Origin of the sequence: Enterovibrio coralii, assembly GCF_001559595.1 — a bacterium.
Taxonomy (GTDB): Bacteria; Pseudomonadota; Gammaproteobacteria; order Enterobacterales; family Vibrionaceae; genus Enterovibrio; species Enterovibrio coralii.
The window spans coordinates 52,281-74,548 of the sequence record NZ_LNTY01000051.1 but is presented as its reverse complement, the minus strand read 5'-3'; the positions used below and the strand labels follow the sequence as shown (position 1 = coordinate 74,548).

At 47.6% G+C, this 22,268-nt stretch carries 21 protein-coding genes; 17 read left to right on the top strand and 4 right to left on the bottom strand.

From position 1 onward, the window contains the following. Positions 1–4 precede the first annotated feature (4 nt). The 8 genes from ATN88_RS27760 to ATN88_RS19765 all read left to right on the top strand — a co-directional run bounded on the left by ATN88_RS27760 (position 5) and on the right by ATN88_RS19765 (position 7,843). A complete protein-coding gene (locus ATN88_RS27760) occupies positions 5–937 on the top strand; it encodes a GGDEF domain-containing protein (protein ID WP_232313436.1) in 933 nt (310 codons plus the stop codon). Between the two features lie 409 nt (positions 938–1,346). Then, positions 1,347–2,363: a sensor histidine kinase gene (locus ATN88_RS19795; protein ID WP_067419377.1), complete on the top strand. Its 1,017-nt coding sequence runs from the start codon at positions 1,347–1,349 to the stop codon at positions 2,361–2,363. Next, positions 2,354–3,103, top strand: a complete 750-nt coding sequence (locus ATN88_RS19790) for a LytR/AlgR family response regulator transcription factor (protein WP_067419376.1) — start codon at positions 2,354–2,356, stop codon at positions 3,101–3,103. Before ATN88_RS19795 ends, ATN88_RS19790 begins: the two co-directional genes overlap by 10 nt. Positions 3,104–3,272: 169 nt before the next feature. Continuing rightward, positions 3,273–3,932, top strand: a complete 660-nt coding sequence (locus tag ATN88_RS19785) for a hypothetical protein (RefSeq protein WP_067419375.1) — start codon at positions 3,273–3,275, stop codon at positions 3,930–3,932. 106 nt (positions 3,933–4,038) lie between these two features. Then, entirely contained in the window at positions 4,039–4,230 is a 192-nt protein-coding gene (locus ATN88_RS19780; protein ID WP_067419374.1) for a hypothetical protein, read from the top strand. A 118-nt stretch (positions 4,231–4,348) separates the two neighbouring features. Continuing rightward, on the top strand, positions 4,349–4,888 hold the full coding sequence (locus ATN88_RS19775) for a DUF4136 domain-containing protein (protein ID WP_067419373.1): 540 nt from the start codon (positions 4,349–4,351) through the stop codon (positions 4,886–4,888). A 422-nt stretch (positions 4,889–5,310) separates the two neighbouring features. Continuing rightward, entirely contained in the window at positions 5,311–6,549 is a 1,239-nt protein-coding gene (codB, locus tag ATN88_RS19770) for a cytosine permease (protein ID WP_067419372.1), read from the top strand. Between the two features lie 13 nt (positions 6,550–6,562). Beyond that, positions 6,563–7,843, top strand: coding sequence for a cytosine deaminase (locus ATN88_RS19765; protein ID WP_067419371.1), 1,281 nt, complete (start codon positions 6,563–6,565; stop codon positions 7,841–7,843). Between the two features lie 95 nt (positions 7,844–7,938). On the opposite strand, the gene ATN88_RS19760 is transcribed toward ATN88_RS19765, so the two are convergent. Further along, complete coding sequence (locus tag ATN88_RS19760) at positions 7,939–9,294, bottom strand: DUF4397 domain-containing protein (RefSeq protein WP_067419387.1); 1,356 nt, start codon at positions 9,292–9,294, stop codon at positions 7,939–7,941. A gap of 403 nt (positions 9,295–9,697) precedes the next feature. On the opposite strand from ATN88_RS19760, the gene ATN88_RS19755 reads away from it, so the two are divergent. Continuing rightward, on the top strand, positions 9,698–10,288 hold the full coding sequence (locus ATN88_RS19755) for a chloramphenicol phosphotransferase CPT family protein (RefSeq protein WP_067419370.1): 591 nt from the start codon (positions 9,698–9,700) through the stop codon (positions 10,286–10,288). Here the strand turns inward: ATN88_RS19755 and ATN88_RS26230 are convergent. Together ATN88_RS26230 and ATN88_RS19750 are read right to left on the bottom strand one after the other, a co-directional pair. Further along, a complete protein-coding gene (locus ATN88_RS26230; RefSeq protein ID WP_198158423.1) occupies positions 10,275–10,649 on the bottom strand; it encodes a PPC domain-containing protein in 375 nt (124 codons plus the stop codon). The genes ATN88_RS19755 and ATN88_RS26230 overlap by 14 nt on opposite strands. A 14-nt stretch (positions 10,650–10,663) precedes the next feature. Continuing rightward, the gene (locus tag ATN88_RS19750; RefSeq protein ID WP_269748209.1) at positions 10,664–12,910 is read right to left on the bottom strand and encodes a M4 family metallopeptidase; all 2,247 of its coding nucleotides are present in this window, start codon (positions 12,908–12,910) and stop codon (positions 10,664–10,666) included. A gap of 448 nt (positions 12,911–13,358) precedes the next feature. Between ATN88_RS19750 and ATN88_RS19745 the strand changes: the two genes are divergently transcribed. From ATN88_RS19745 to ATN88_RS19710, 8 genes are all read left to right on the top strand, one after another. Continuing rightward, a complete protein-coding gene (locus ATN88_RS19745; protein ID WP_067419386.1) occupies positions 13,359–14,261 on the top strand; it encodes a mechanosensitive ion channel family protein in 903 nt (300 codons plus the stop codon). 228 nt (positions 14,262–14,489) lie between these two features. Then, positions 14,490–15,806, top strand: a complete 1,317-nt coding sequence (locus ATN88_RS19740) for an ABC transporter substrate-binding protein (protein ID WP_067419369.1) — start codon at positions 14,490–14,492, stop codon at positions 15,804–15,806. A gap of 61 nt (positions 15,807–15,867) precedes the next feature. Continuing rightward, positions 15,868–16,728 carry a carbohydrate ABC transporter permease gene (locus ATN88_RS19735; RefSeq protein WP_067419368.1) on the top strand — a complete coding sequence of 287 codons (861 nt, stop codon included), beginning with the start codon at positions 15,868–15,870 and terminating at the stop codon, positions 16,726–16,728. A gap of 9 nt (positions 16,729–16,737) precedes the next feature. Continuing rightward, a complete protein-coding gene (locus tag ATN88_RS19730) occupies positions 16,738–17,571 on the top strand; it encodes a carbohydrate ABC transporter permease (RefSeq protein ID WP_067419367.1) in 834 nt (277 codons plus the stop codon). Beyond that, positions 17,568–18,674 (top strand): ABC transporter ATP-binding protein, encoded by a 1,107-nt coding sequence (locus tag ATN88_RS19725; RefSeq protein ID WP_067419366.1) that lies wholly within the window; start codon positions 17,568–17,570, stop codon positions 18,672–18,674. The genes ATN88_RS19730 and ATN88_RS19725 overlap by 4 nt, the downstream gene beginning before the upstream one ends. Next, complete coding sequence (locus ATN88_RS19720; RefSeq protein WP_067419365.1) at positions 18,667–20,067, top strand: mannitol dehydrogenase family protein; 1,401 nt, start codon at positions 18,667–18,669, stop codon at positions 20,065–20,067. The genes ATN88_RS19725 and ATN88_RS19720 overlap by 8 nt, the downstream gene beginning before the upstream one ends. Further along, positions 20,064–20,873 (top strand): L-iditol 2-dehydrogenase, encoded by an 810-nt coding sequence (locus tag ATN88_RS19715; RefSeq protein ID WP_067419364.1) that lies wholly within the window; start codon positions 20,064–20,066, stop codon positions 20,871–20,873. Before ATN88_RS19720 ends, ATN88_RS19715 begins: the two co-directional genes overlap by 4 nt. A 98-nt stretch (positions 20,874–20,971) precedes the next feature. Next, positions 20,972–21,853 (top strand): AraC family transcriptional regulator, encoded by an 882-nt coding sequence (locus ATN88_RS19710; RefSeq protein WP_067419385.1) that lies wholly within the window; start codon positions 20,972–20,974, stop codon positions 21,851–21,853. A 1-nt stretch (position 21,854) separates the two neighbouring features. Here ATN88_RS19710 and ATN88_RS19705 read toward each other — a convergent pair whose 3' ends face one another. Then, positions 21,855–22,241: a hypothetical protein gene (locus ATN88_RS19705; RefSeq protein WP_067419363.1), complete on the bottom strand. Its 387-nt coding sequence runs from the start codon at positions 22,239–22,241 to the stop codon at positions 21,855–21,857. Positions 22,242–22,268 lie beyond the last annotated feature (27 nt).

Here is a 22,268-nt window from a genome sequence, read left to right as displayed (position 1 = left end):
GATCGTGACGGGATATAGCCAAGGTAAAGCAGCAGCATTGTTAGCGATGGAAATCCTTGAAGCAGGTGGTACTGTGCTCCCTGACTTGCGCCCTGCACCGTCATCGCTGTTCTTCGATTTGGATGAAATGAAAAAACTTGGGATTGAAGAATCTGCGCTACCGCCAGGCACGCGCTTTATCAATTACCAGCCGCCTATTTGGCAGGAATACAAGATTGAAGCACTGGCGACGTTAGTCATCATGTTCGGTTTGGTGTCTGTGGTATTGGCTTTCTTCTTGTTTACGAAAAGACAGACTGAAACCATTCATCAGATCAGTGATGAAAACCTTGAGCTTAATAATGCGCTGGAGCACAACCAAGAAGTGTTGGAAGACGTAACGCATCAGCTTGAAGAAGTGACAATCGTTGATGACTTGACGGGTTTAACCAATGCCCGCCACTTCAACAACATGCTCGATAAAGAGTTGCGCCGTGCCAGCCGCTATAAAACGCCGCTTAGCTTGCTACTCATTTCCATCGACGACTTTGCTACTTACACCAGAAATTACGGCGACGAGAAAGCCAACGAACAACTCAGTGTGATAGGGAAAATGTTCGCGCAAACCTGTCAGCGTTCATCAGATGTGCTGGCATACCTTGACCATGCGCATTTTGCCATCATCCTTCCGCATACTACGCGTGAAAACTCACTGATAGTTTGCAAGAAGCTGCATGATACCTTGCGTGAGACGAATCTGCCGTTTGTCGCTTCCAATACAGGCGCACTGACGCTGAGCATTGGGGTTTCTTCGTTAGAAGGCACAGATGAAAGAGTCAGCCCTCAGCACATGTTCAATACCAGTGAGGTTTTGCGAGCTGGTGCAGAAAAAACCGGCGGCAATATCACCAAGGCCGATATTATCAGCACTAAGTTTGATTCCTCTGCGGGCAGATAGCTGCCCGCATGCCATACCGGCATATCCCCATTTATTCTGCAAATAAACCTTTCATCTCTAAATATTGACGTTTATCTCAACGCTCAACAATTGACGACTTACTTTGTTATTGTTCGTCTCGTTGGTTGTTTTTCCGAATTTGTGCGTTGAGCGCTTGGAAAAGCTACTGTGCATCCGAAATACCTTATCGAAAGGCGCACAAGTTTTTTGATGCGCCATTTTTTTATCTTTCGACTGTGATAAAGAAATAGCCAAGGCGTGACAAGGTGCTAAGGAATACCCTACTTCTTTCATTTCCCAGTTGTTTTTCAGCGCAATTTCTCGACCCTAATCACAGCCATTCATAATGTATAACCACAATAAAATCATATAATTATGCTGGCTAAAATGACGTGTAGGTAAAATAACAATGATTAAAGCTTACCGATATCTCGAACCCGTCCACGTATCCATCGTTATCGTGGTTGGTTTCATTATCGCTTACGTAACAGAAACGCTTCTCGGCGGTGGCTACCTATTCCACCTACTCATTTCACTCGGTTACGGTGCCATTTTTCTTTTCTTCAATATCACGTTAAAAAACCACTTCCCCGAATGGCCCTTACAGAAAGTTATTTTTCTTGGCACCCTTCTTGGTGTGATATTTGGCACCCTCAATATGCTGGTTTGGATTTACTTTAAACGTGGGATTTGGCGATTAGAGCTGGTTACGCCATTCATCATCGCAACGACGGCTATTGCGTTTTTCGTTGCCTATATGATTTTTAACCGCGAAAGAGCACTAAGAGCCGAATCAGAATTGAAAGACATTCAACTGCGTCAAACCGAGCAGGAAAAGGCACTGATCAATAGCCAGCTTCGAAACCTGCAAGGACAGATGGAACCGCATTTCCTTTTCAACACTCTCGCCAACATACAAATCCTGATTGATACCGACAAAGACAAAGCCAAGAAGCTGTTGGTTAAAATCACGGATTTGCTCCGCGCCAGCTTGAAGCAACAGCGTAAAGACAAAATCACCTTGTCCGAAGAAATTAAGCTTCTCGACAGCTATCTGGCGATTCAGCAAATCCGTTTGTCGGAGCGCATGGAATACAGCATCGTGCTGGATGACAATGTGTCACCCCAAGCCTTTATACCGCCTTTCTTGATTCAACCTGCGGTAGAGAACGCTGTCGTTCATGGCATTGAGCCGTCGGTAAAAGGTGGGCACATTCAAATCAAGTTTTCGATTGTCGACAATCAGCTGTTTATTGAAGTCAGTGACAACGGCATTGGTTTTAACGAAGCCTCTAAAGGAAACGGACTCAGTATGAAAAACGTGCGCGAACGCTTGAACGCACTGTTTGATGGTAATGGAAAGCTTGAACTCATCATGCAAGAAGGCGGCGGCTTTATAACAAGGATGGTCATACCATGCGCATAATCATTGCCGATGATGAACCTTTGCTTCGTCATCATTTAGGAAAGTTACTGGAAGATATTTCACCCGATTTGCAAATTGTCGCCAGTGTTGGTGACGGCGCGCAAGCGTTGGAACAAGTCACGTCGTTACAGCCTGATGTGGTGTTTTTAGATATTCGTATGCCCGGTCTTGACGGGTTGCAGGTTGCATCTGAGCTAAACAAGTTGGATTTACAGACAAACATCGTGTTTGTCACCGCATACGATGACCATGCGATTGAAGCGTTCGAGGAGGGGGCGATCGATTATCTCGTCAAACCTATTGATGAATCACGCCTGCTGAAAACCATCCGACGCCTTGAGAATGCTCAGCACAGAAGCATGCCCAATGAGGACCTCATCACTCTCATTCGACAAAACCAAACGCAACATCTCGAACCGCTGACGTGGATAAAAGTCGCCAAGGGTGAAGATATTCATATCATCCACGTCGATGAAGTCATGTTGTTCAAGGCAGAGGACAAGTACGTTACCGTTGTTACCAAAGACGCTGAATACATCATCCGAACACCGCTTAGACTGCTTTGTAGGCAGCTTTGTGGCAACACTTTTTGGCAGATACATCGTTCTGTCATAGTAAGGATCTCAGCGATTTCGCGTGTATCAAAGGACGAGCTCGGCAAAATGTTCGTTGAAACCACAATGGGACGCGCACGATTGCCTGTCAGTCGAAGCGCCCAATCGCTGTTCAAACAAATGTGACCAAGTGCCCTGTGTTCTATTGATAGAATTGTCTAAATATTCAGTCTGCGATTTATCCCATTTATCGCGCTATTAAGCAATTTGTCTCATCGCACTGTACAAAAACTGCAACAGAAATAAAGTAGCATTCGAAATCGTTGAAGCGAAATCGTTACCCCGGAGAGTCACCATGTACGTTGCTGATAAAGCCATCTACACCATCATAGGGATTTTATCCCTGATTGTGGTGTCTGCGATGTCTTTTGACCTCAAGCACGCACATGCCAGCCCTGTCGGGAAAACGTTGCAAGACAGTTTCGTTGAGGCTGCCTCCGGAGACAAACAGTCAAATGACCAAGTGTTGAAGGCGGTAGAAAATTTGCTGCTTCAGTATCCGCAAGATCCATTGCTTACGGCGTATTACGGCAGCACCTTGGCAATAAAAGCCCGAGACGCGTGGGTTCCTTGGAACCGACCAAAATATATGAAAGAAGGGCTAAACAACCTGAACAAAGCACTACGGCTTCTAGACAAAAATGCATATACAAAGCCGTATTCTGGACTCAACGAAGGAATATACATACAGTCGCTTGCTGCCATCACCTTCGTTAATATGCCCACGTTTCTTCACCAAGAAGAAAAAGGGTACGAAATGCTTGTCGAGATTTTAAATTCGGAAGGATTTCGCTATTACCCGTTTGAGCCCAGAGCCTGGATACACAGTGGTGCCGTTAAAGCTGCGTTGGTGCTAGGAAAAAACCAACAAGCCGTGGAATGGGCGGTAGAAATGTATCGCCTTGCGCCAACTCACCCGCTTACGGTTGAGGCCATGGAGCTCGTTGGGAAGTAAAAATATACAGGGCTGACTGATCCATATCACCCGAAAAACCATATTCACCTCTCGCTATATCTGGTCACTTTCGCTTGCTGCCGCTGGAATAACGAGAGGTGAAACTATGGATATCAAACAGTTTGAAGTAGGCATGTTAGTCGAACACAAATCTGGTGTTGGACGCGTCACCGCGATAAACGTGGAAAACGAAACCGTCGTTGTAGAATCCCTTTCTGCTGACAACCCATCGACAATCCCCTGTCACGAAATTCACTACCAACCTCAACTTCATCAGGATTGCGACCAATATTACTGATGACACACAGTGGCGGTGAAAATCGCCACTTCAAGGCAACTTTTCTCTACTCATTGCGGTCTACGTTATAGTTACTTTCTCGTGACGCCCTTAGTGCGTCCGCAACAAGGCAGGCACCATGCGTACTTTTATCCCTTTTCTGTTTTCGATTCTCTTGGCGGGATGTGCCAACAATGTTTACACGGATCTGAATCAACAATATCCGTTTTCACAAATTGAAACGTACGACGTTTCCCTTCCACCTTCATCAAAACCTATCTCTCTTGACGATGAACGCGTTAAAACCGCGCTAATTCAGTCGCTTGACGCGAGAGATCTAACGGAAGTTGCAAGCAACCCAAATGTGACCATTAGGTACTATATTGCGACAAAAACGGAGCAAATTGCCTACGGACCGTCATTTAGTTTTGGGTACGGCTATCGAAACTTTGGCTTCGGCTATGACACGCCCGTCAGAATTGATGAGCGAGATTACGGTCAGCTTGTTATAGAAATGATTGACCCAAAAACAAATACTGTCATTTGGAAAGCAATGTCTCGCCAAAAGCTCACTGAAAATATGTCGAGCAAGAAAAAGCAAGAGTTGATCGTGGAACAAGTCGACGAGATGCTAAAAACCTTACCTGAATCCGTAGGAAAGCCATCGGTTAACATCTAAAAACCAGCAACTCGATAAACAAAATCCCTATAACTGCCATTTTCACAAGTAATCACCTAGGGAAATGGCAGTTACCGCTCTCAACTATCGCGGTTCTCATTCAAAAAGGACATTTGTCCTTTTTTAAATAGAGAAATTGTTTGGTTTTGCCACTCTGAAACAAAAGTTATCAAACGCACGTTAAATTTATGATGAAACCAGCCGCAGTAACCGATTACACACCTCAATAAGCACAAAAAACCTATGTGAAAGTGAAAATTTAAAATCAATAAATTCAAACAATTAAAACCAAACACAAGCTAAAAGCCACCATACACACCATTTTGCAATTGACTTCACACTTTTACCCTTTAGAATACCGCGCCGTTTACCTAGCACTTACGTTTGCGTAAGTGGATCAGTCTTTGTTTTAAGGGTGTAAAATGGCAGCGGATAATAACTACAGCTTGGGACCGGTTCCTCAATCAGCGCGTAAAGGCGTTCTCTCTCTCACCATGGTGATGCTGGGATTGACCTTCTTTTCAGCAAGTATGTGGACAGGAGGAACACTCGGCACCGGCCTTTCATTTGATGACTTCTTCCTCGCTGTTCTTATTGGTAATCTTCTCCTCGGCATTTACACTTCTGTTCTCGGTTATATTGGCGCCTCCTCTGGTCTTTCTACTCACCTTCTAGCGCGTTTCTCTTTCGGTACCAAAGGCTCTTGGCTTCCTTCTCTTCTTCTCGGCGGTACACAAGTTGGTTGGTTTGGTGTTGGCGTCGCAATGTTTGCCTTCCCTGTTCATAAAGCCACTGGCATCGACACTAACATTCTTATCGCTGTCGCAGGCCTTGCAATGACAGCCACTGTTTACTTCGGCATTGCCGCCCTCATGATTCTCTCTGCTATCGCTGTTCCTGCTATTGCCCTTCTTGGTGGTTACTCAGTGATTGAAGCTATCAACAGCGTTGGTGGCATCGAACAACTCCAGTTGATTTCTCCTGAAAGCCCAATGAACTTCTCCACCGCACTTGTGCTGGTCGTTGGCTCATTCATCTCTGCCGGTACACTGACTGCTGACTTTGTTCGATTCGGCAAAAGTGCACGTGGCGCAGTTATCGTGACCATGGTTGCCTTCTTCATCGGTAACAGCCTAATGTTTATCTTCGGTGCAGCGGGCGCGGCGGCAACTGGCCTCTCTGACATTTCGGATGTCATGATGGCGCAGGGCCTTCTAATTCCAGCCATCCTCGTACTGGGTCTGAACATTTGGACCACCAACGATAACGCGCTGTATGCATCTGGCTTGGGCTTCTCCAACATCACTGGATTGCCAAGCAAATACCTATCTGTGATTAACGGTGTTATCGGTACGCTGTGTGCGCTGTGGCTATACAATAACTTTGTTGGCTGGTTGACGTTCCTGTCTGCTGCTATCCCGCCAATCGGTGGTATCATCATTGCCGACTTTATTAAGCATCGTGAGCGTTACAAAGACTTCGCGAACGCTAACTTTAAAACCGTAAACTGGGCAGCCATCGCTGGTGTCGCGGTAGGTGTGGCTGCTGGTCACTTCCTGCCAGGTATCGTGCCTGTCAATGCGGTTCTGGGTGGTGCTATCAGCTACCTGGTTTTGGACAAGTTAAACACAAATAAGAACACTGAATCGGCTCGCGCCTAAGAGGAATACCTTAATGTCAGCAACCATGCTCATTAAAAACGTTGTCATTCGTGGTGAAACTACCCCTTCTCAGATTTTGATTGAGAACGGCGTTATCAAAGCAATCGAAGACAACAACGCAGAGTTGAAAACAGACGCACCAATCATTGACGCAGAAGGTGGTATGGCATTGCCACCTTTCTGTGAACCTCACATCCATTTGGACACCACGCAAACGGCGGGCGAACCAAACTGGAACATTTCAGGCACCTTGTTCGAAGGCATTGAGCGCTGGGCAGAGCGCAAAGCCATGCTGTCTGTAGAAGACGTGAAAAAGCGTGCGAAACAAACACTGAAATGGCAAATCGCGAACGGTGTTCAACACGTTCGTACCCACGTTGACGTTTCTGACCCAACGCTGATTGCACTGAAAGCCATGCTGGAAGTGAAAGAAGAGATGAAAAAGTGGGTCGATATTCAAATCGTAGCGTTCCCGCAAGAGGGCATTCTCTCCTACCCTAACGGCAAAGAATTGCTTGAAGAGGCAGTGAAGCTGGGTGCAGACGTTGTCGGTGCTATTCCTCACTTCGAATTCACTCGCGAATACGGCGTAGAGTCTCTGCACTATGCATTCGAACTGGCGCGCAAATACGACCGTCTTATCGACGTTCACTGTGACGAAATCGATGACGAACAATCACGTTTTGTTGAAACAGTAGCTGCACTGGCGCACAAGTACGAGATGGGTCACAAGGTCACGGCGAGCCACACGACGGCAATGCACTCGTACAACGGTGCTTACGCGTCTCGTTTGTTCCGTCTGCTGCGTATGTCAGGTATCAGCTTTGTTGCTAACCCGCTGGTGAACATTCACCTGCAAGGCCGTTTTGATGATTATCCGAAGCGCCGCGGTATCACGCGCGTGAAAGAGATGCTGGCATCAAACATCAACGTTTGTTTCGGCCATGACGATGTGTTCGATCCTTGGTATCCGCTAGGCACTGCAAACATGCTGCAAGTGCTGCACATGGGTCTGCATGTTTGCCAAATCATGGGTTACGACCAGTTGAACTCGTCTCTGGATCTGATCAGCCATAAATCCGCGCGTACCTTGAACATTCAAGACAACTACGGTGTAGAAGTTGGCAAACCGGGTAACCTGCTTATCCTGCCTGCTGAAAATGACTTTGATGCACTGCGTCGCCAAGTGCCTGTTCGCTACTCAATTCGTAACGGTAAAGTGATTGCTGAAACGAAACCAGCGCAAACATCACTGCACTTGGAAGCTACTGAAAACGTAACGTTCAAGCGTTAATTCAGACTTCTTTCGATGTAAAAAGCCCTGCTCTTTTGAGCGGGGCTTTTTGTTTTCACCTTACCATTTTGTTTTTATTTTGAATGAACCAACGCTTAGTTCAGTTCATCAAAACCGTTCACCGTTAATGGCGCACCGCCGTTTTGGGCGTCTTGTGCAATGGCGCCGTAGAGCTTGCCGCCTTCAAACATGACATTCAATGGACCAATCGCCACTGTCTTTGAGCCTGCTGGGGTCACAGATACCACTGCATCACCCGGTGCGATAGCTACACCTGTCACAGATTGTTTGTACTCAAACCCCGCAATGGCTGGCGTGGCTGAAGAAATATCCGCGGTTGGCGTCACATACACATCAACGGTTCCTGCTGACACTGAACCATGCACCAAAGACAGCTTCGCTTCTGTCGCCACTTTACGTCTGTCTTCTTCTACCGCTAACAGCTCGACATCAAAGGCATCGCTCGCATCCACAGACCCCAAGGCGATAGCATTGTAGAAAACGCCCTTGTCGATGTTCACTGCTTTGTCTTGAATAACGGGTTGGTTGTTACTTTGCACGGCAACGGTTACCGTTTGCTCGCCAGAAGGTACTGTCACAAAATCGGTTTCATTCAAATACTGAAGCCCAGTGACAGCAGGTGTCGCTGAGTTGTTTAGCGTGACGTTCACCGCTGGCGCATCAGCCACAGCATGAACGACGCGAAGATCACCGCCCGTTCCTTGGTCAAGAATCACCGTTGCACCTGAACCTGACGCAGCCAGCAAGGCAACAGGTACGGTACTGTTACCCGCGTAAACATTGGGAATTGCCACGAAGAGCGAGTCAGAGCCAGACGCTAACGGCGCAGTGCCGCTATCGTAAACGACGGTTTGTGAACCGGTAGGCGTAATCCGAATTTGATAGTCACCTGCAGGGACCGAAATTTGGTCGCTAAATTGACGATAACTTAGGGTTAATGTGGGAGAGCTGAGCGCACCGCCGGGTGCCGTCACATACACATCAACAGTGGGTGCCGCAGGCGTACCATGTAAGACCTGAACGCGGGCATATCCACTTGCAACCGGTTCATCGGCGTTTTCTAACACCACAATTTCTAGCGTGCTGTCTGCGACACTGCCAACAGCAACCGCGGAATAGTTTTTCTCTGCCCCTAATGCATAATTTTCTTGAATCACCGTGGTGGTCTTATTGTTTGGCAGGACGGCATTAACATCGACAGCGTAAGATTGAGCGTTCACAGTCGCAAAGCCGCTGCTACTGCCATAATCAAGGCCGCTGACGAGTTCGGTACCGCTGGCCGACACATTCACTTTTGGCGCATCAGCACCCGCATGGATCACTCTTAACTTCGCTTGGGTGTGAGGATTGTTTCCATTGCTATCACTCCCGCCACAGCCGACGAGCGTTAAACCCAAAATAACCAGTGCAGTTGAATACCATTTCTTCATTTCCATTACCTCTTTGGTTGAACGGTGAAAAATTTACCCGTTCGAGGCAACGTCCGATCACGGTCAAATCCGGAGGGATGTAAGTGTCATTTCAGGGGCAATTATTTTTTGAAAGACAGAAATTTAAACAAAGTGATCTTTTTCAGAACGTCATATTTTTACCTATCAATATGATTAATTTGAATATTGATTCATAACCAGCGTTTTGTTTTAAAAACCCTAAACAATTAGGCAAACAGGTGTCATGAAATCTTAATGTTGATGTTTCTTATATTTGAGAGGCTAACTGCAAAATGTATTTACACAAATGTGTGAGTAACACACCAAATCACTGGCACAAGGCTGTACAACACAACCTCATAAGAATTTAATTGCATAAAGCCTCATCTTTAGGGAGTTCATGATGTTGCCGCAGATAATTGTTCTCAATGGCACAGGAAGCGCAGGAAAGACTAGTCTTGCAAAAGAACTGATTGAAATGCTTAAGGTTCAATATTTGAACTTCAGTATTGATAGTGTGCTTTATGCACTCCCAACCAGCGATCTGCAAAAGATGATGGAAGGCAAAGCTATCACAAGAGACGGCTATCACTATCCAACACTTGTTGAAGGTTATCACCAAGCCGCAAGAGGCCTTGCTAAAACAGGATGCAATCTGGTCTTGGACAATGCGTGGGGTATTGATCGTGAAAAGCTCGACATGCTTGATTCGCTCGAAGGTTTTGAAGTGTGTCTGGTGGGTGTTAAATGCCACCTTGTCGTTGCCTCTTTGCGAGAGAAAGAACGCGGTGACAGAGCCATTGGCTTAGCAGAGAGTGAGTATAATCTCGTTCATCAACACCTTCGCTACGATGTGGAAATCGATACCACGCAGCAAACACCAGAAGCCGCAGCCAAGCAACTGTTTAACTATCTGAATACGAAACCTGCGCTAACAGGCGCGAAGGAAAGTCGCGCCATTCTTAGAGCGCATTGCCGAACTAACGTCGCATAGTTAACGCTTTTCGAATCACTATGGGTAGCATGAAGAAAATCAGATATCCCATGCTACCGCCACCGCCGCCTCCACCAGACACCGACGATGTGTTAGACGACGAGTTCATTGACAGTGTCGCCCCCTCAAAGGCAGTCGAGCCATACACCATCACGTAGTAAACACCCGCAGAGAGATTGGCGAACGTACAGGCTTCTTGATTGGACGACGAGATAGATCGGCAATCATAAACTGTCGTTGTTGGTGCCGACCCCGCCCTCACATAGAGATCAGCATCACCCTGCCCACCAGAAAGTGAAATGGTAACGGTGTCTCCATTTAAGGTCGACGCCGACAATGCTGATGCATTTCGAGAAGACAATAAGCCCGCACTGGTTACAGTGAAGGAGTAGTAAACCGCGTCACCCGCACTACCCTGGATATTGGATTGCGGTGTCGTAGGGTCAATCGGATCGGCGCGATCTTCCGGTGGCTCAGTGTTTGTTGTCTCGGCAACGAGTGACACAGATGTGTTAGCAAATGACGAATAGCATGAAGCATGATGTAAAACGCGTCGCCCGGAGAGCCTGACACCGAACAGGTTTCTGAGTTACCCCAAAAGTATGGGCGGCAATCGTATTCTGTTAGGCTTGGGGTTGCGCCTTTTCGAACATACAAATCAGCATCACCCGTGCCACCAGAGAGTACCACCCTGACACCGCTGCCATCTTCTGGGATTGCGAAGCGGTAGAACAAGGTATCGCCTCTGGATCCCGACAGGCTGCCAACCGTTTCACCAATTGCGATTTCTTGTGGCGGCGATTCCACGTAATCCATTTGAATAGACGCGCCGCTAAAGTCTGTTTGTGCCACAACAAGAACATTGTATTCACCGCTACCTTGCAAGGTAACATCACAGTATTCATTGTTGTCACTGGTAGTAGAGGCACAATCGTAATCTGTGGTGGTCGGCCAGCCATTAAACTTCACGTACATGTCAGCATTGCCCGATCCGCCAGTCAAAGCCACACTAGCAGAATCCGTATTCGCAGGAAGACTGAAGTAGAAATAGGACTCTTCACCAGATGTGCCGCTAACGCCGGATACTGGCGTGCCATTCGTCAACTCAGTCGCATCCAAGCAAGCGTAAACCCCTACCTGATTAAAAGCATTCACGACATCTGTTGTGTTGTAACCTAAATCGCTTGCGGCTTGCACCACGCCACAGCCACCTTCATCGAAGTTGGAGTCCGCTTGCCAGTAAAGCTTATTTGCAAACGCAAAGGCTTCAAACGCCTTTCTCACGTCCCAGCCTGACGTGTTTGCCAATAGATAGAAAGCACGGTTAAACACACCACTTGAGTAGTGAACATCTAAGCCGTTGTAATATTGATTCGCATGGTCAATCGACACGCCGTCATCAGAAGGTGTCTCAAAATATCTGAGTGCGCCGCTGTTCTTGTAAATATCACGCCCAACTTGCCAATCGACAGAGCCTTTCCAAAAATACTCCGCCGCTTCGCCCGCGATGTCAGAGAACGCTTCGTTGATCCCACCTGACATGCCTGAGTAGATAAGATCTGAGTTTTGATCGGTAAAACCATGACTGACTTCGTGCGCAGATACATTCACATCTACCAAAGGGTAAAAACGCGTGTAGCCGTCACCAAATGTCATTGAGGAGCCATTCCAAAATGCATTTTCGTAGTTATTACCGTAGTGAACACGCATAACGAGCTGGAAAGACAATGGCGACAAGTTTAGCCAGTCTTTGTACATATCAAAGACCAGTTGCCCGAAGAAGTGCGCATCGTTGAGAGGCGAGTATGCTCCATTTATGGTTTTGAATGTGTTGGTGTTTAGTGCGTCGTTACAGCCATAAGAAAATGCCGTTGAGCCGGATGTACCATGTGCCAAGTTGACAGTTTTGACATTGGCCGTTTCCAATGTGCAAGTCGTGCCTGTTTTGTCGATAGTGAACGCAGAATAATCCGTACCGAAATAATATTGCCCTGTTTTCTCATTGCCCCCCGGCCCTTGACCGAGGTCCTCAATTTTCGTCAGCCCTTCCCATGTTTTGATCATTTCACCGGTTTTAGCGTCGATCAGTGCATGCGGACGTGATGGTTTCTTCGCAGGAAGGAAGAAGCTCACTTCATATACCAATCTCGCTCCACCCGCGTCATCCATCCAAACAACAAGCTGGCTTTCTTCGTTTTCAGGAAAGACGATTTCCGCAGCAGGTGCTTGATAATGATGAAGCGATTTTAGCCGTTGCAGCGCTCCCTCTCGGCTAATCGCGGGCGAAGCTGACGGAATGGCACCACTCAATCCCATGACTTTCTTGCCGTGCACGTCTTTATTGCTCACTCCCTCTTTTGTCGAGACGGCAAACCCTTTACGCACTGGCACGCCATTGTGGTACTGGCGGTATTTTGTTTTCACTTTGCCGTTGGGCAACACGATGGTTTCGACGGGTAAAAAGCCGTTGTTTGACGAGTTGGAGCTAAACGAAGATTTCTGGGGAGCTTGCTCAAGAAGAGAAGGATCACTAACGCTATGAATTTCAATCGCATAGGTGTAGCCAAACGGAGCGAGAAGCAAAAACAAAGACCGTTTAAACATTGTATCGAGCCGTGCCATGCCCCCTCCAGCGTTACTACCAAATCAGAATTGAGATGCATGTCTCATAAATAAAAGTGGCAGACAGGTTCTGATTGATAAAGAAAACACTGGTGAAATTTCACACAAATGTCTCATTTGAGAGACTCGATCACATCACCTATGAAAACGGAACAGCATTCGTTTTATCTCTTAGGAATTTCGTGCATGAGCTTTCTGGCAACCAAGAGTGGCTTAAGCTTGATGAATTGACAGCATGAATATCTAAAATCAATGTGTTAGTTGATATTAATTACTGAGCTATTGTTTTATTGATTGTCTTCATTTCACCTTGCGAGCTATCGCTATAGACTTTACTGTACGTAGCAAATTTCCTACAAAACGTAAGTTTGGAGAGGACAAAGCACTTCGCCTTACGTGATTAGAGAGATGAATTTCTAACTTTCCCTTAAGCATGCAGGATCTGGCTGTGGAATATCTTGGAACCACGATCGCTTTTTTTAGCGAACACAAATTTCTATTTACCCTTGTGGTCTTTTCAATCTTTTGGCTTGTACGTCGCCTTTTAATCAAATGGATTTGGGGAGATGCCAACTTCCTAAGCGAAGACCAAAGAAAGTGGATTTCACGAACCAAAAACGGTTCGTTCACCCTGCTTCTTGTCGTCATGTTCTTACTGTGGCGCTCAGAAATTAATGAGTTTGCATTGTCACTGACGGCCATTGCAGTAGCAGTGGTGGTCGCTTCGAAAGAAATCATCTTGTGTTTTACAGGCTCGATTCAACGCGCGAGCTCTCGCTCATTTCAAATCGGCGAATGGATTGAAGTAGGCAATCTGTGTGGTGAAGTGATTGAACACAACCTGATGGCTACGAAGATTCAGGAAATCGACCTACACCACGGCACCTATGCCTACACGGGCAAAACCGTCACATTCCCGAACAGCTTGTTCTTCACAACGCCAGTCAAAAACCTGAACTTCATGAAGCGCTATGTCTACCATGAATTCCATATCACGGTGAAAGAGACGGCGAATCTTTATCCGCTGGTTCCAAGCTTGTTAGCAAGAATTGATGACCACTGTGAAGATTTCTACGAAGTGGCAACGCGATACAACCATGTGATTGAGCGCCATGCGGGTGTCGACCTCCCGGGGGCGGATCCTCACGTGCATGTCACAACCACCAGCTTAGGTGACCCTCAAGTGCACGTACGTTTATTCTGCCCAACAGAGCGTGCAACAGACCTTGAGCAGTTGATTCGTGAGGACTTTATGACCCTCTATTGCGAACGCGTGCTGAAGCAAGAGCCTGTTGCTATCGCTGATGACGATCTTCTCTCCGAGTTAGAATCTAAAGCACTACACTGTTGATATGCATTTCAATGCAATGGGTGTCTGACTTCAACGGCACCCACTGCAAAAAGCCGTCTAACTATCTAAACGAAACCGCCATTCCAAAGTAAAAATTTTATCTTCCCCCATCATAAAAGTACTTTTCTTCACCGTTTTCGTTCACCTTTGCCTTTTTTTGTACTTTCATTGTTACATGAATGTTAACGACAGGCCGTTACACATCATCACGACAATGAGGAATAAAAAATGTTGTCTAAAAGGAAAACACTTACCGCTTTCGCTACTTGGTGCGCTGCACTCTCGCTTCCTGCTTTCGCAGTGACGGAGTTAACCATTGCAACGGTTAACAACGGCCACATGATTGAAATGCAGAAACTCAGTGAAGAGTTCGAAAAACAAAATCCTGATATCAAACTCAACTGGGTAACGCTTGAAGAAGGTGTGCTTCGTCAGCGTGTCACTACCGATATCGCCACCAAAGGTGGCCAGTTTGACGTCATGACTATCGGTATGTACGAAACCCCAATTTGGGGTGAAAAAGGTTGGCTAAAAGAAGTCGAAACCGACGAAGCTTATGACGTGGACGACCTGTTGCCAGCCATGCGTGCTGGTCTGTCTTACGACGGAAAACTCTACGCCGTGCCGTTTTACGGTGAAAGCTCAATGGTCATGTACCGTAAAGACTTGGTCGACAAAGCAGGCATGACAGTGCCAGACCGCGCAACATGGGGCCACATTCGCGATGTTGCAGCAGCTATTCACGACCCAGACAATGGTGTTTACGGTATCTGTCTACGCGGTAAACCAGGTTGGGGCGACAACGCTGCATACATCACCACCATGGCAAACTCCTTTGGTGCGCGTTGGTTCGACGAAGACTGGAAACCACAGCTAACTTCACCTGAATGGCAACATGCGGTTAATTTCTATGTTGACCTGCTAAAAAACTACGGTCCTCCGGGTTCTTCATCCAACAGCTTCAACGAAATCCTTGCCCTGTTTAACGAAGGCAAGTGTGGCATGTGGATTGATGCAACCATCGCAGCTTCTTTCATCTCCGACCCGAATCAAAGCAAGGTTCATGACAAAGTCGCGTTTGCTCAGGCACCTGTTGCGGTAACAGACCGCGGTGCAAACTGGCTATGGGCGTGGGCATTGGCTGTACCTGCTGCAACCCAAAATGCGGAAGAAGCACAGAAGTTCATTACTTGGGCAACGTCTAAGGATTACATCAACCTCGTCGCGAAAGAAAACGGTTGGGCAAATGTCCCTACTGGTACGCGTCAGTCAACCTATGACAACCCGAACTTCCAAGAAGCCGCTGTATTTGCAGAAGCTGAGCTTGCCGCGATTAACTCTGCGGACCCATCAAACAGCACGCTGAAACCAACTCCATATGTGGGTGTTCAGTTCGCTGCTATCCCAGAGTTCCAAGCCATTGGTATCGCTGCTGGTCAGCAATTTACCTCGGCATTGGCTGGCAAAGTGTCTGTTGAAGATGCACTGAAAAATGCAAACAAGTCTGCAGACCGCGAAATGCGCAAATCTGGCTACTACAAGTAATCATCTCATCGCCGGGCAGGAAACTGCCCGGCATCTCTCACAGCTTTACTGGTAATTTCTAATGCAAAAATGGTTGCCTCGGCTGTTGGTTGCGCCGTCCTTTGTCAGCTTGCTGCTTTGGATGATCGTCCCTCTCTCCATGACGATCTACTTTTCAACCATCAGATATAATTTGCTGTATCCCGGAGACAACGAGTTCATCGGCTCGATGAACTTCGAATTTTTCTACACGGACGAAGCATTCTGGCCCGCGATCTTCAACACGCTGACGCTGGTAGGAATGGTATTGGTCGTTACCGTCATTGGCGCACTGATCATCGCTATCGCTCTCGATAAGCCTTTTTTTGGCCGCGGTGTGGCACGTGTTTTGCTAATTTCTCCATTCTTCATCATGCCAACGGTCAACGCGTTGATCTGGAAAAACATGATGATGCATCCCGTATACGGTGTTCTTGCAGCGCTCTGGGAGAGTGTTGGCTTAGAACCCATCGACTGGCTCGCGCAGTTTCCGCTCGGCTCTATCATTGCGATGATCAGTTGGCAATGGATGCCCTTTGCACTGCTGATTTTTATCACTTCGCTGCAATCGATGGACCACGAACAAAAAGAAGCGGCATTGTTAGACGGTGCCACAGGTTGGCAGGTGTTTAGATACCTGACACTGCCACATCTCGCCCGTCCGATTGCCGTGGTCATGATGATTGAAACTATCTTCATGCTTTCAATTTTCGCAGAAATCTTTGTCACAACCGGCGGTGGCCCTGGGTACGAGTCCACTAACCTCGCCTTCCTGATTTTTGGTCAGGCACTCATGCAATTTGATGTCGGCGTTGCGTCTGCCGGCGGTCTCATTGCCGTCATTCTTGCCAACATTGTCGCGTTCTTCTTGATCAGAGCGATCGGCAAAAATCTGGTGACCTAGGGAGGAGTTATGGCAAAACATGTATCTTTGATTGATCAAACAGGATGGCTCCGCCCCATCATCTGCTGGGCGTTAGCATTGCTGGTGTTCTTCCCTATCCTGATGATGCTGATCACCGCGTTCAAAACTGAACAACAGGCGATCGAAGTGCCGCCCAGTTTCTTCTTCGAACCAACCGTTGAAAACTTCGGTTTGGTACAAGAGCGAAGCGACTATTTGAAGTTCGCCATTAACTCTGCGATCACTGCCTTTGGCTCTACGATTCTGGCACTGATCATCGCGATCCCTGCTGCATACTCGATGGCGTTTTACCCGAAAAAGCACACCAAAGACATGTTGCTTTGGATGCTTTCGACCAAAATGCTACCAGCCGTTGGCGTACTCGTGCCGATTTACATCTTGTGTCAGAAAACAGGGCTGCTCGATACGACCTTGGCACTGACCATCATCTACACACTGATTAACTTACCGATTGTGGTCTGGATGCTGTTCTCTTATTTCAAGGACATCCCAAGAGACATTTTGGAAGCAGTGAGACTGGACGGTGCTGATACCCTTGGCGAAATCCGTTACGTGCTGCTGCCGCTCTCTTTAGGTGGAATTGCATCGACAGCGTTGCTTTCTATTGTCCTTAGCTGGAACGAGGCCTTCTGGTCCATCAATTTAACCTCCGCGAATGCCGGCACGCTCGCCACCATGATTTCTACGTATTCCAGTCCCGAAGGGCTGTTCTGGGCGAAGCTTTCTGCCGCATCCACTCTGGCCTGTGCGCCTATCGTCATTCTCGGTTGGTTCTGTCAGAAACAACTGGTTCAAGGATTAACCTTTGGGGCTGTAAAATGAGTTACTTACAAGTCAAACATCTCTATAAAAAATACGGCGACACCCTCGCGCTAAAAGACATCGACTTTGAAATCCAGAAAGGCGAATTCGTGGTGTTCGTTGGACCTTCCGGTTGCGGCAAATCAACACTGCTGCGCACCATTGCAGGTCTTGAGTCTTCATCCGGCGGTGATATTGAGCTGGATGGGCAGTCAATCATTGAAACCCATCCCTCAAAACGCGATGTCGCTATGGTTTTCCAAAGCTACGCGCTTTACCCGCACATGTCGGTCAAAGACAACATGTCTTTCGCGCTAAAGCTGGCGAAGAAACCGCAAGACGAAATCGAAGCCAAGGTCGCGAAAGTGTCTAAGGCGCTGAAGCTGGACATGCTGTTAGACCGAAAACCTAAAGCCCTTTCCGGTGGTCAACGTCAGCGTGTTGCCATTGGTCGCGCTATCGTTCGAAACCCAAAAGTGTTCTTGTTTGATGAGCCGTTATCGAACCTTGATGCCGCATTGCGTGTGGAAATGCGTATCGAGCTGTCGCGCCTGCACCAAGAGCTACAAAGCACCATGATTTATGTTACCCACGATCAGGTCGAAGCCATGACATTGGCCGACAAGGTGGTGATCATGAGCCAAGGTGAAGTGGCACAAATCGGTTCTCCACTGGAGCTTTACCACCAGCCCGCAAACCGATTTGTCGCAACCTTTATTGGCACACCGAAAATGAACGTGCTGCCTGTCGATAAAGCATCTGCCAATGATTCCACATTGAAAGTCGACTTTGGCACAGATGCGAGCATTGAACTGGATGCGTCGCTCTATCAAGCGTCGGCAGAGTCCGCCAAAGCCATTGGTTTCAGGCCTGAGTCTCTTTCTTTTTGCGATGCCGCTGACGGCGATTTGAAAGGTGACGTGGAAGTGGTTGAGCAGCTCGGTTCAGAAACCTTGACCTATGTTCGCACCTTAAGTGGCGAAACTGTGGTTGTACGAGCCGATCCTAAATACACGCCGGCCTTGCGCTCAACTGTCGGCATTAAGCTCGACGCTACACGCGTTTACTTGTTCAATGCAGAAGACAATGCCCTCAATGTGTATGGTGAGGTAAGCCATGTCTGAACATAAGCGTCTTGTTCATTTTGGTATTGGTGCCTTTCACCGTGGGCACCAAGCTTACTATCTGCAAAAGCTAAATGAACAGCTGCCAGAGAACGAGCAGTGGTTTTATACCGATATTAACCTGCGCGCCGAAACGCGTAGTATTCCTGAAGCCCTGAAGCAACAACATGGCCGCTACCATTTCAAACGCATCGCGCCAGATGGCAACGCAGAATACATCGAGATCCATTGCATTGACCGTGTGGAAGACGCATCCTACGACTTGAGTGTGATTGGAGAAGTGTTCAGTGACCCACTCGTCAAAGCCTTGACCATCACTGTCACTGAAGGGGGTTACTACCTCAATGACAACGACGATCTAAACGGCGAGCATCCTGAAATCAAACATGACATCGAAGTGATCCGTCAGGGCAATGGACACCCCAAAACGTTATACGGTTATCTCGCATTGGCTCTCCAAACCCGCGAAGCACTCAGCGAGGGAGCCATCACAGTCGCCACCTGTGACAATCTTCGTGATAACGGAAAACGCCTTGAAAAAGCCTTCACGCAGTTCGTTTCATTGGCAGGCTTAACCACACTTTCAAACTGGATGAGTGACAACGTCACATTTCCATGTTCAATGGTCGACCGAATTACGCCAGTGCCACCTGCTGACTTGCCGCAGGACGTACTCAAAGCAACCGGTGTTCAAGACAATGCGCCTATCATGGGTGAAGATTTTGAGCAGTGGGTCATTCAAGATGTTATGGCCGCTGACTTCCCGCCATTGGCGAAAGTTGGTGTGACCTTTACACACAATGTCCATGCGTATGAAGAAGCCAAGATCCGCGTTCTCAATGGCGCGCATTTCCTGCTTTCTTATATCGGGGCTTTACGCGGCTACAAATTCTATGACGAAAACATTCGCGACTCTGAACTCAACGAGCTAATTCGCCAATATCACCAAAACGAGGTGATCCCGACGATCTATGACCGTCCATTCGATATGGAAGATTATCGCGCCATCATCATATCTCGTTTTAGCAATGCCTATATCGCAGACAGCATCGAACGTATTGCGATGGACAGCATCAGTAAATTTCCTCAGTTCGTGTTGCCAACCATCAGATTGAATCTGGAAAGAGGCTATATGCCGCAAGCGGGAACCACGCTGATTGCGCATTGGTACGCGTTTCTCGCCCTCTTGATTGAAGGCAAATTTAAGTTCAACTACCGCGACCCCTATTTGTATGTGGCCGAGGGTTGGATGAAACAAGCGGATCCCATTGATGCCTTCATTAAAGACCCTGATATTTGGCAAGGGCTGCATCGTCGTTTCCCGCTGTATGGAGAAACCTTGGCGAAAGAAATTGAAACCGTACTCAATGGCTATCAGGAGCGTTACCCATGACCATTTCTCTTGAACAACATGGTAAGCCGCTCTTAGAAGGAAAAGTTGCGCTGCTAAGTGGTGCTAACGGCGGCATAGGATTAGCCGTCGCGTATGCCTATTTGGCAAGTGGTGCACAGTGCATGATCACCGATCTTCCACAAGAACCCTCTGCCGGTGTTGCTGCCCTTCTGGGTAAATACGGTGACAACGTGGCCTACCTTCATGGTGATATTACGGATGCGGAAACCCGCCATCATCTCGTGACATCTACGCTATCACGCTTCGGAAAAATTGATGTGCTGTTTAACAATGCAGCCATTTTCGATATGGGGCCTTTGTTAGAATCAACCGAAGCCCAATTCGATAAGCTGTTTAACGTAAACGTCAAAGCCATGTTTTTTCTGATGCAAGACGTGGCGAAAACCATGGTTGAAAACCAGCAAGGCGGCAAGATCATCAACATGGCGTCTCAAGCTGGCCGGCGCGGAGAGGCATTGGTTGCCCATTATTGCGCCACCAAAGCAGCGGTGATCAATTACACCCAATCCGCGGCACTGGCACTGGCGGAACATGGCATTACCGTCAACAGTATTTCGCCCGGCGTGATTGATACTCCTATGTGGGAACATGTCGATGCCTTGTTTGCGAAATACGAACACCGCGAGTTGGGTGAAAAGAAAAAACTGGTGGGTGAAGAAGTCCCCTTAGGACGCATGGGTGTGCCGAATGACATTGCGGGAACGGCATTGTTCTTGGCCTCTCCCTTGTCCGATTACATTACCGCTCAGACCTACAATGTCGATGGGGGTAATGTCATGAGCTAACCCAAGCTAGCTCTTCAAGATCCCTTTCTCCGTCAATTAAGATGGACGCTGCTGAGAATGACTCTCTCAGCAGTGAAAGCACAAATTGGAAAGAAGCTATGTCTGTTGCCAAAGACCCAGTATGGGAATTTATTCAAATTGATGATGAGTCAGTACGCTATGTCGAACATGGTGTGCCGCACGAGCGCATTCATTGGCATGTGCATGAGGAATACGAGCTTCACCTCATCGTGAAAACCCACGGCAAGGTCATGATTGGCAATTACCTCGGGCCGTTTTCTCCGGGTAACTTAACCTTGGTTGGCCCTTGGCTTCCTCACAATTGGGAGAGTCAGCTTGCGCCGGGGGAGACCCACCAGCTAAGGGACATGGTCGTTGTTTTTAAGCCCGATCTGTTTGATGGTGCCGCGCTTGTGTTCCCTGAGCTTATGCAGTTCACACGTCTTTTGGAACAGGCAAAGATGGGCATTGAGTTCTTGGATGTGCCTTTCGACAAAGCTGAGGAGAATTTTCGTAAAATACGGGAAAGCCAAGGGGTGACGAGACTGGTTAACTTCCTTTCGTTCATCGATTACCTGAACTCACGCAGTACACGTGTCTTGTCAAATATGCCCGCGTCGGAAACGAAAGATGCCAGCACAGTGCAAAGCAGGGTCAGCGATGTGGTGAACTATGTGATGCAAAATTACCAAACACCTATCCGACTAAAAACCGTTGCCGACATGCTGGGTATGACAGAATCCTACTTCTCGCGATTCTTTCATCAAGCATCAGGACACCGTTTTACCGACTTTGTAAACCGAGTCCGCATTCAGCGTGCTTGTGTGCTTCTAAGAGAAAGTGAAGACACCATTGCTGACATCAGCCAAACAGTGGGCTTTCACAATTTGGCGAACTTCAGCCGACAATTCAGGCGTATCAAGGGCGTGAGCCCTCTGGTTTATCGAAAGAAACACCCGACACTGGTGCGTGAGCGTTAGGTTACTCGGTCGACGCAAAACTCTGAACTTGCCCGTCTTTCGCCGCTTGAGACATATGGTGCTCTTTGCGATCTAAGTATTTCGTCAGTGCCAAGGTTGCATCGCAGTAACTTTGCTTTTGAGAATAAGCTTCTCTCGCCTCATCAATGCTCTCTTCGGCAAATCGGCGTTCTTCGGGAGAATTGTGACTGTTGCTAAAGGCAATCTGCTGCTCCAGCAACTTTTGACGAAGGCTCGAACGACACACCGTCTCACTCGGCACAATTTGATGATAATCGTAAGTCACCTCAGACTCGGTACCTACATCCTGACTGATGGATTCGCTAGCGGCCACGTTTGAGCACCACACCAACAGGGCGGACAACAGCCAACGCTTTCTGATAATCATTAACGGTTTGAATTCAACTTAAATGAG

Bases quoted from the DNA above. Each gene is read 5' to 3' on its own strand.
- ATN88_RS19795 (WP_067419377.1), top strand. From the start codon at position 1,347: ATGATTAAAGCTTACCGATATCTCGAACCCGTCCACGTATCCATCGTT.
- ATN88_RS19790 (WP_067419376.1), top strand. From the start codon at position 2,354: ATGCGCATAATCATTGCCGATGATGAACCTTTGCTTCGTCATCATTTA.
- ATN88_RS19785 (WP_067419375.1), top strand. From the start codon at position 3,273: ATGTACGTTGCTGATAAAGCCATCTACACCATCATAGGGATTTTATCC.
- ATN88_RS19780 (WP_067419374.1), top strand. From the start codon at position 4,039: ATGGATATCAAACAGTTTGAAGTAGGCATGTTAGTCGAACACAAATCT.
- ATN88_RS19775 (WP_067419373.1), top strand. From the start codon at position 4,349: ATGCGTACTTTTATCCCTTTTCTGTTTTCGATTCTCTTGGCGGGATGT.
- codB (WP_067419372.1), top strand. From the start codon at position 5,311: ATGGCAGCGGATAATAACTACAGCTTGGGACCGGTTCCTCAATCAGCG.
- ATN88_RS19765 (WP_067419371.1), top strand. From the start codon at position 6,563: ATGTCAGCAACCATGCTCATTAAAAACGTTGTCATTCGTGGTGAAACT.
- ATN88_RS19760 (WP_067419387.1), bottom strand. From the start codon at position 9,294: ATGAAGAAATGGTATTCAACTGCACTGGTTATTTTGGGTTTAACGCTC.
- ATN88_RS19755 (WP_067419370.1), top strand. From the start codon at position 9,698: ATGTTGCCGCAGATAATTGTTCTCAATGGCACAGGAAGCGCAGGAAAG.
- ATN88_RS19750 (WP_269748209.1), bottom strand. From the start codon at position 12,910: ATGGCACGGCTCGATACAATGTTTAAACGGTCTTTGTTTTTGCTTCTC.
- ATN88_RS19740 (WP_067419369.1), top strand. From the start codon at position 14,490: ATGTTGTCTAAAAGGAAAACACTTACCGCTTTCGCTACTTGGTGCGCT.
- ATN88_RS19735 (WP_067419368.1), top strand. From the start codon at position 15,868: ATGCAAAAATGGTTGCCTCGGCTGTTGGTTGCGCCGTCCTTTGTCAGC.
- ATN88_RS19730 (WP_067419367.1), top strand. From the start codon at position 16,738: ATGGCAAAACATGTATCTTTGATTGATCAAACAGGATGGCTCCGCCCC.
- ATN88_RS19725 (WP_067419366.1), top strand. From the start codon at position 17,568: ATGAGTTACTTACAAGTCAAACATCTCTATAAAAAATACGGCGACACC.
- ATN88_RS19720 (WP_067419365.1), top strand. From the start codon at position 18,667: ATGTCTGAACATAAGCGTCTTGTTCATTTTGGTATTGGTGCCTTTCAC.
- ATN88_RS19715 (WP_067419364.1), top strand. From the start codon at position 20,064: ATGACCATTTCTCTTGAACAACATGGTAAGCCGCTCTTAGAAGGAAAA.
- ATN88_RS19710 (WP_067419385.1), top strand. From the start codon at position 20,972: ATGTCTGTTGCCAAAGACCCAGTATGGGAATTTATTCAAATTGATGAT.
- ATN88_RS19705 (WP_067419363.1), bottom strand. From the start codon at position 22,241: ATGATTATCAGAAAGCGTTGGCTGTTGTCCGCCCTGTTGGTGTGGTGC.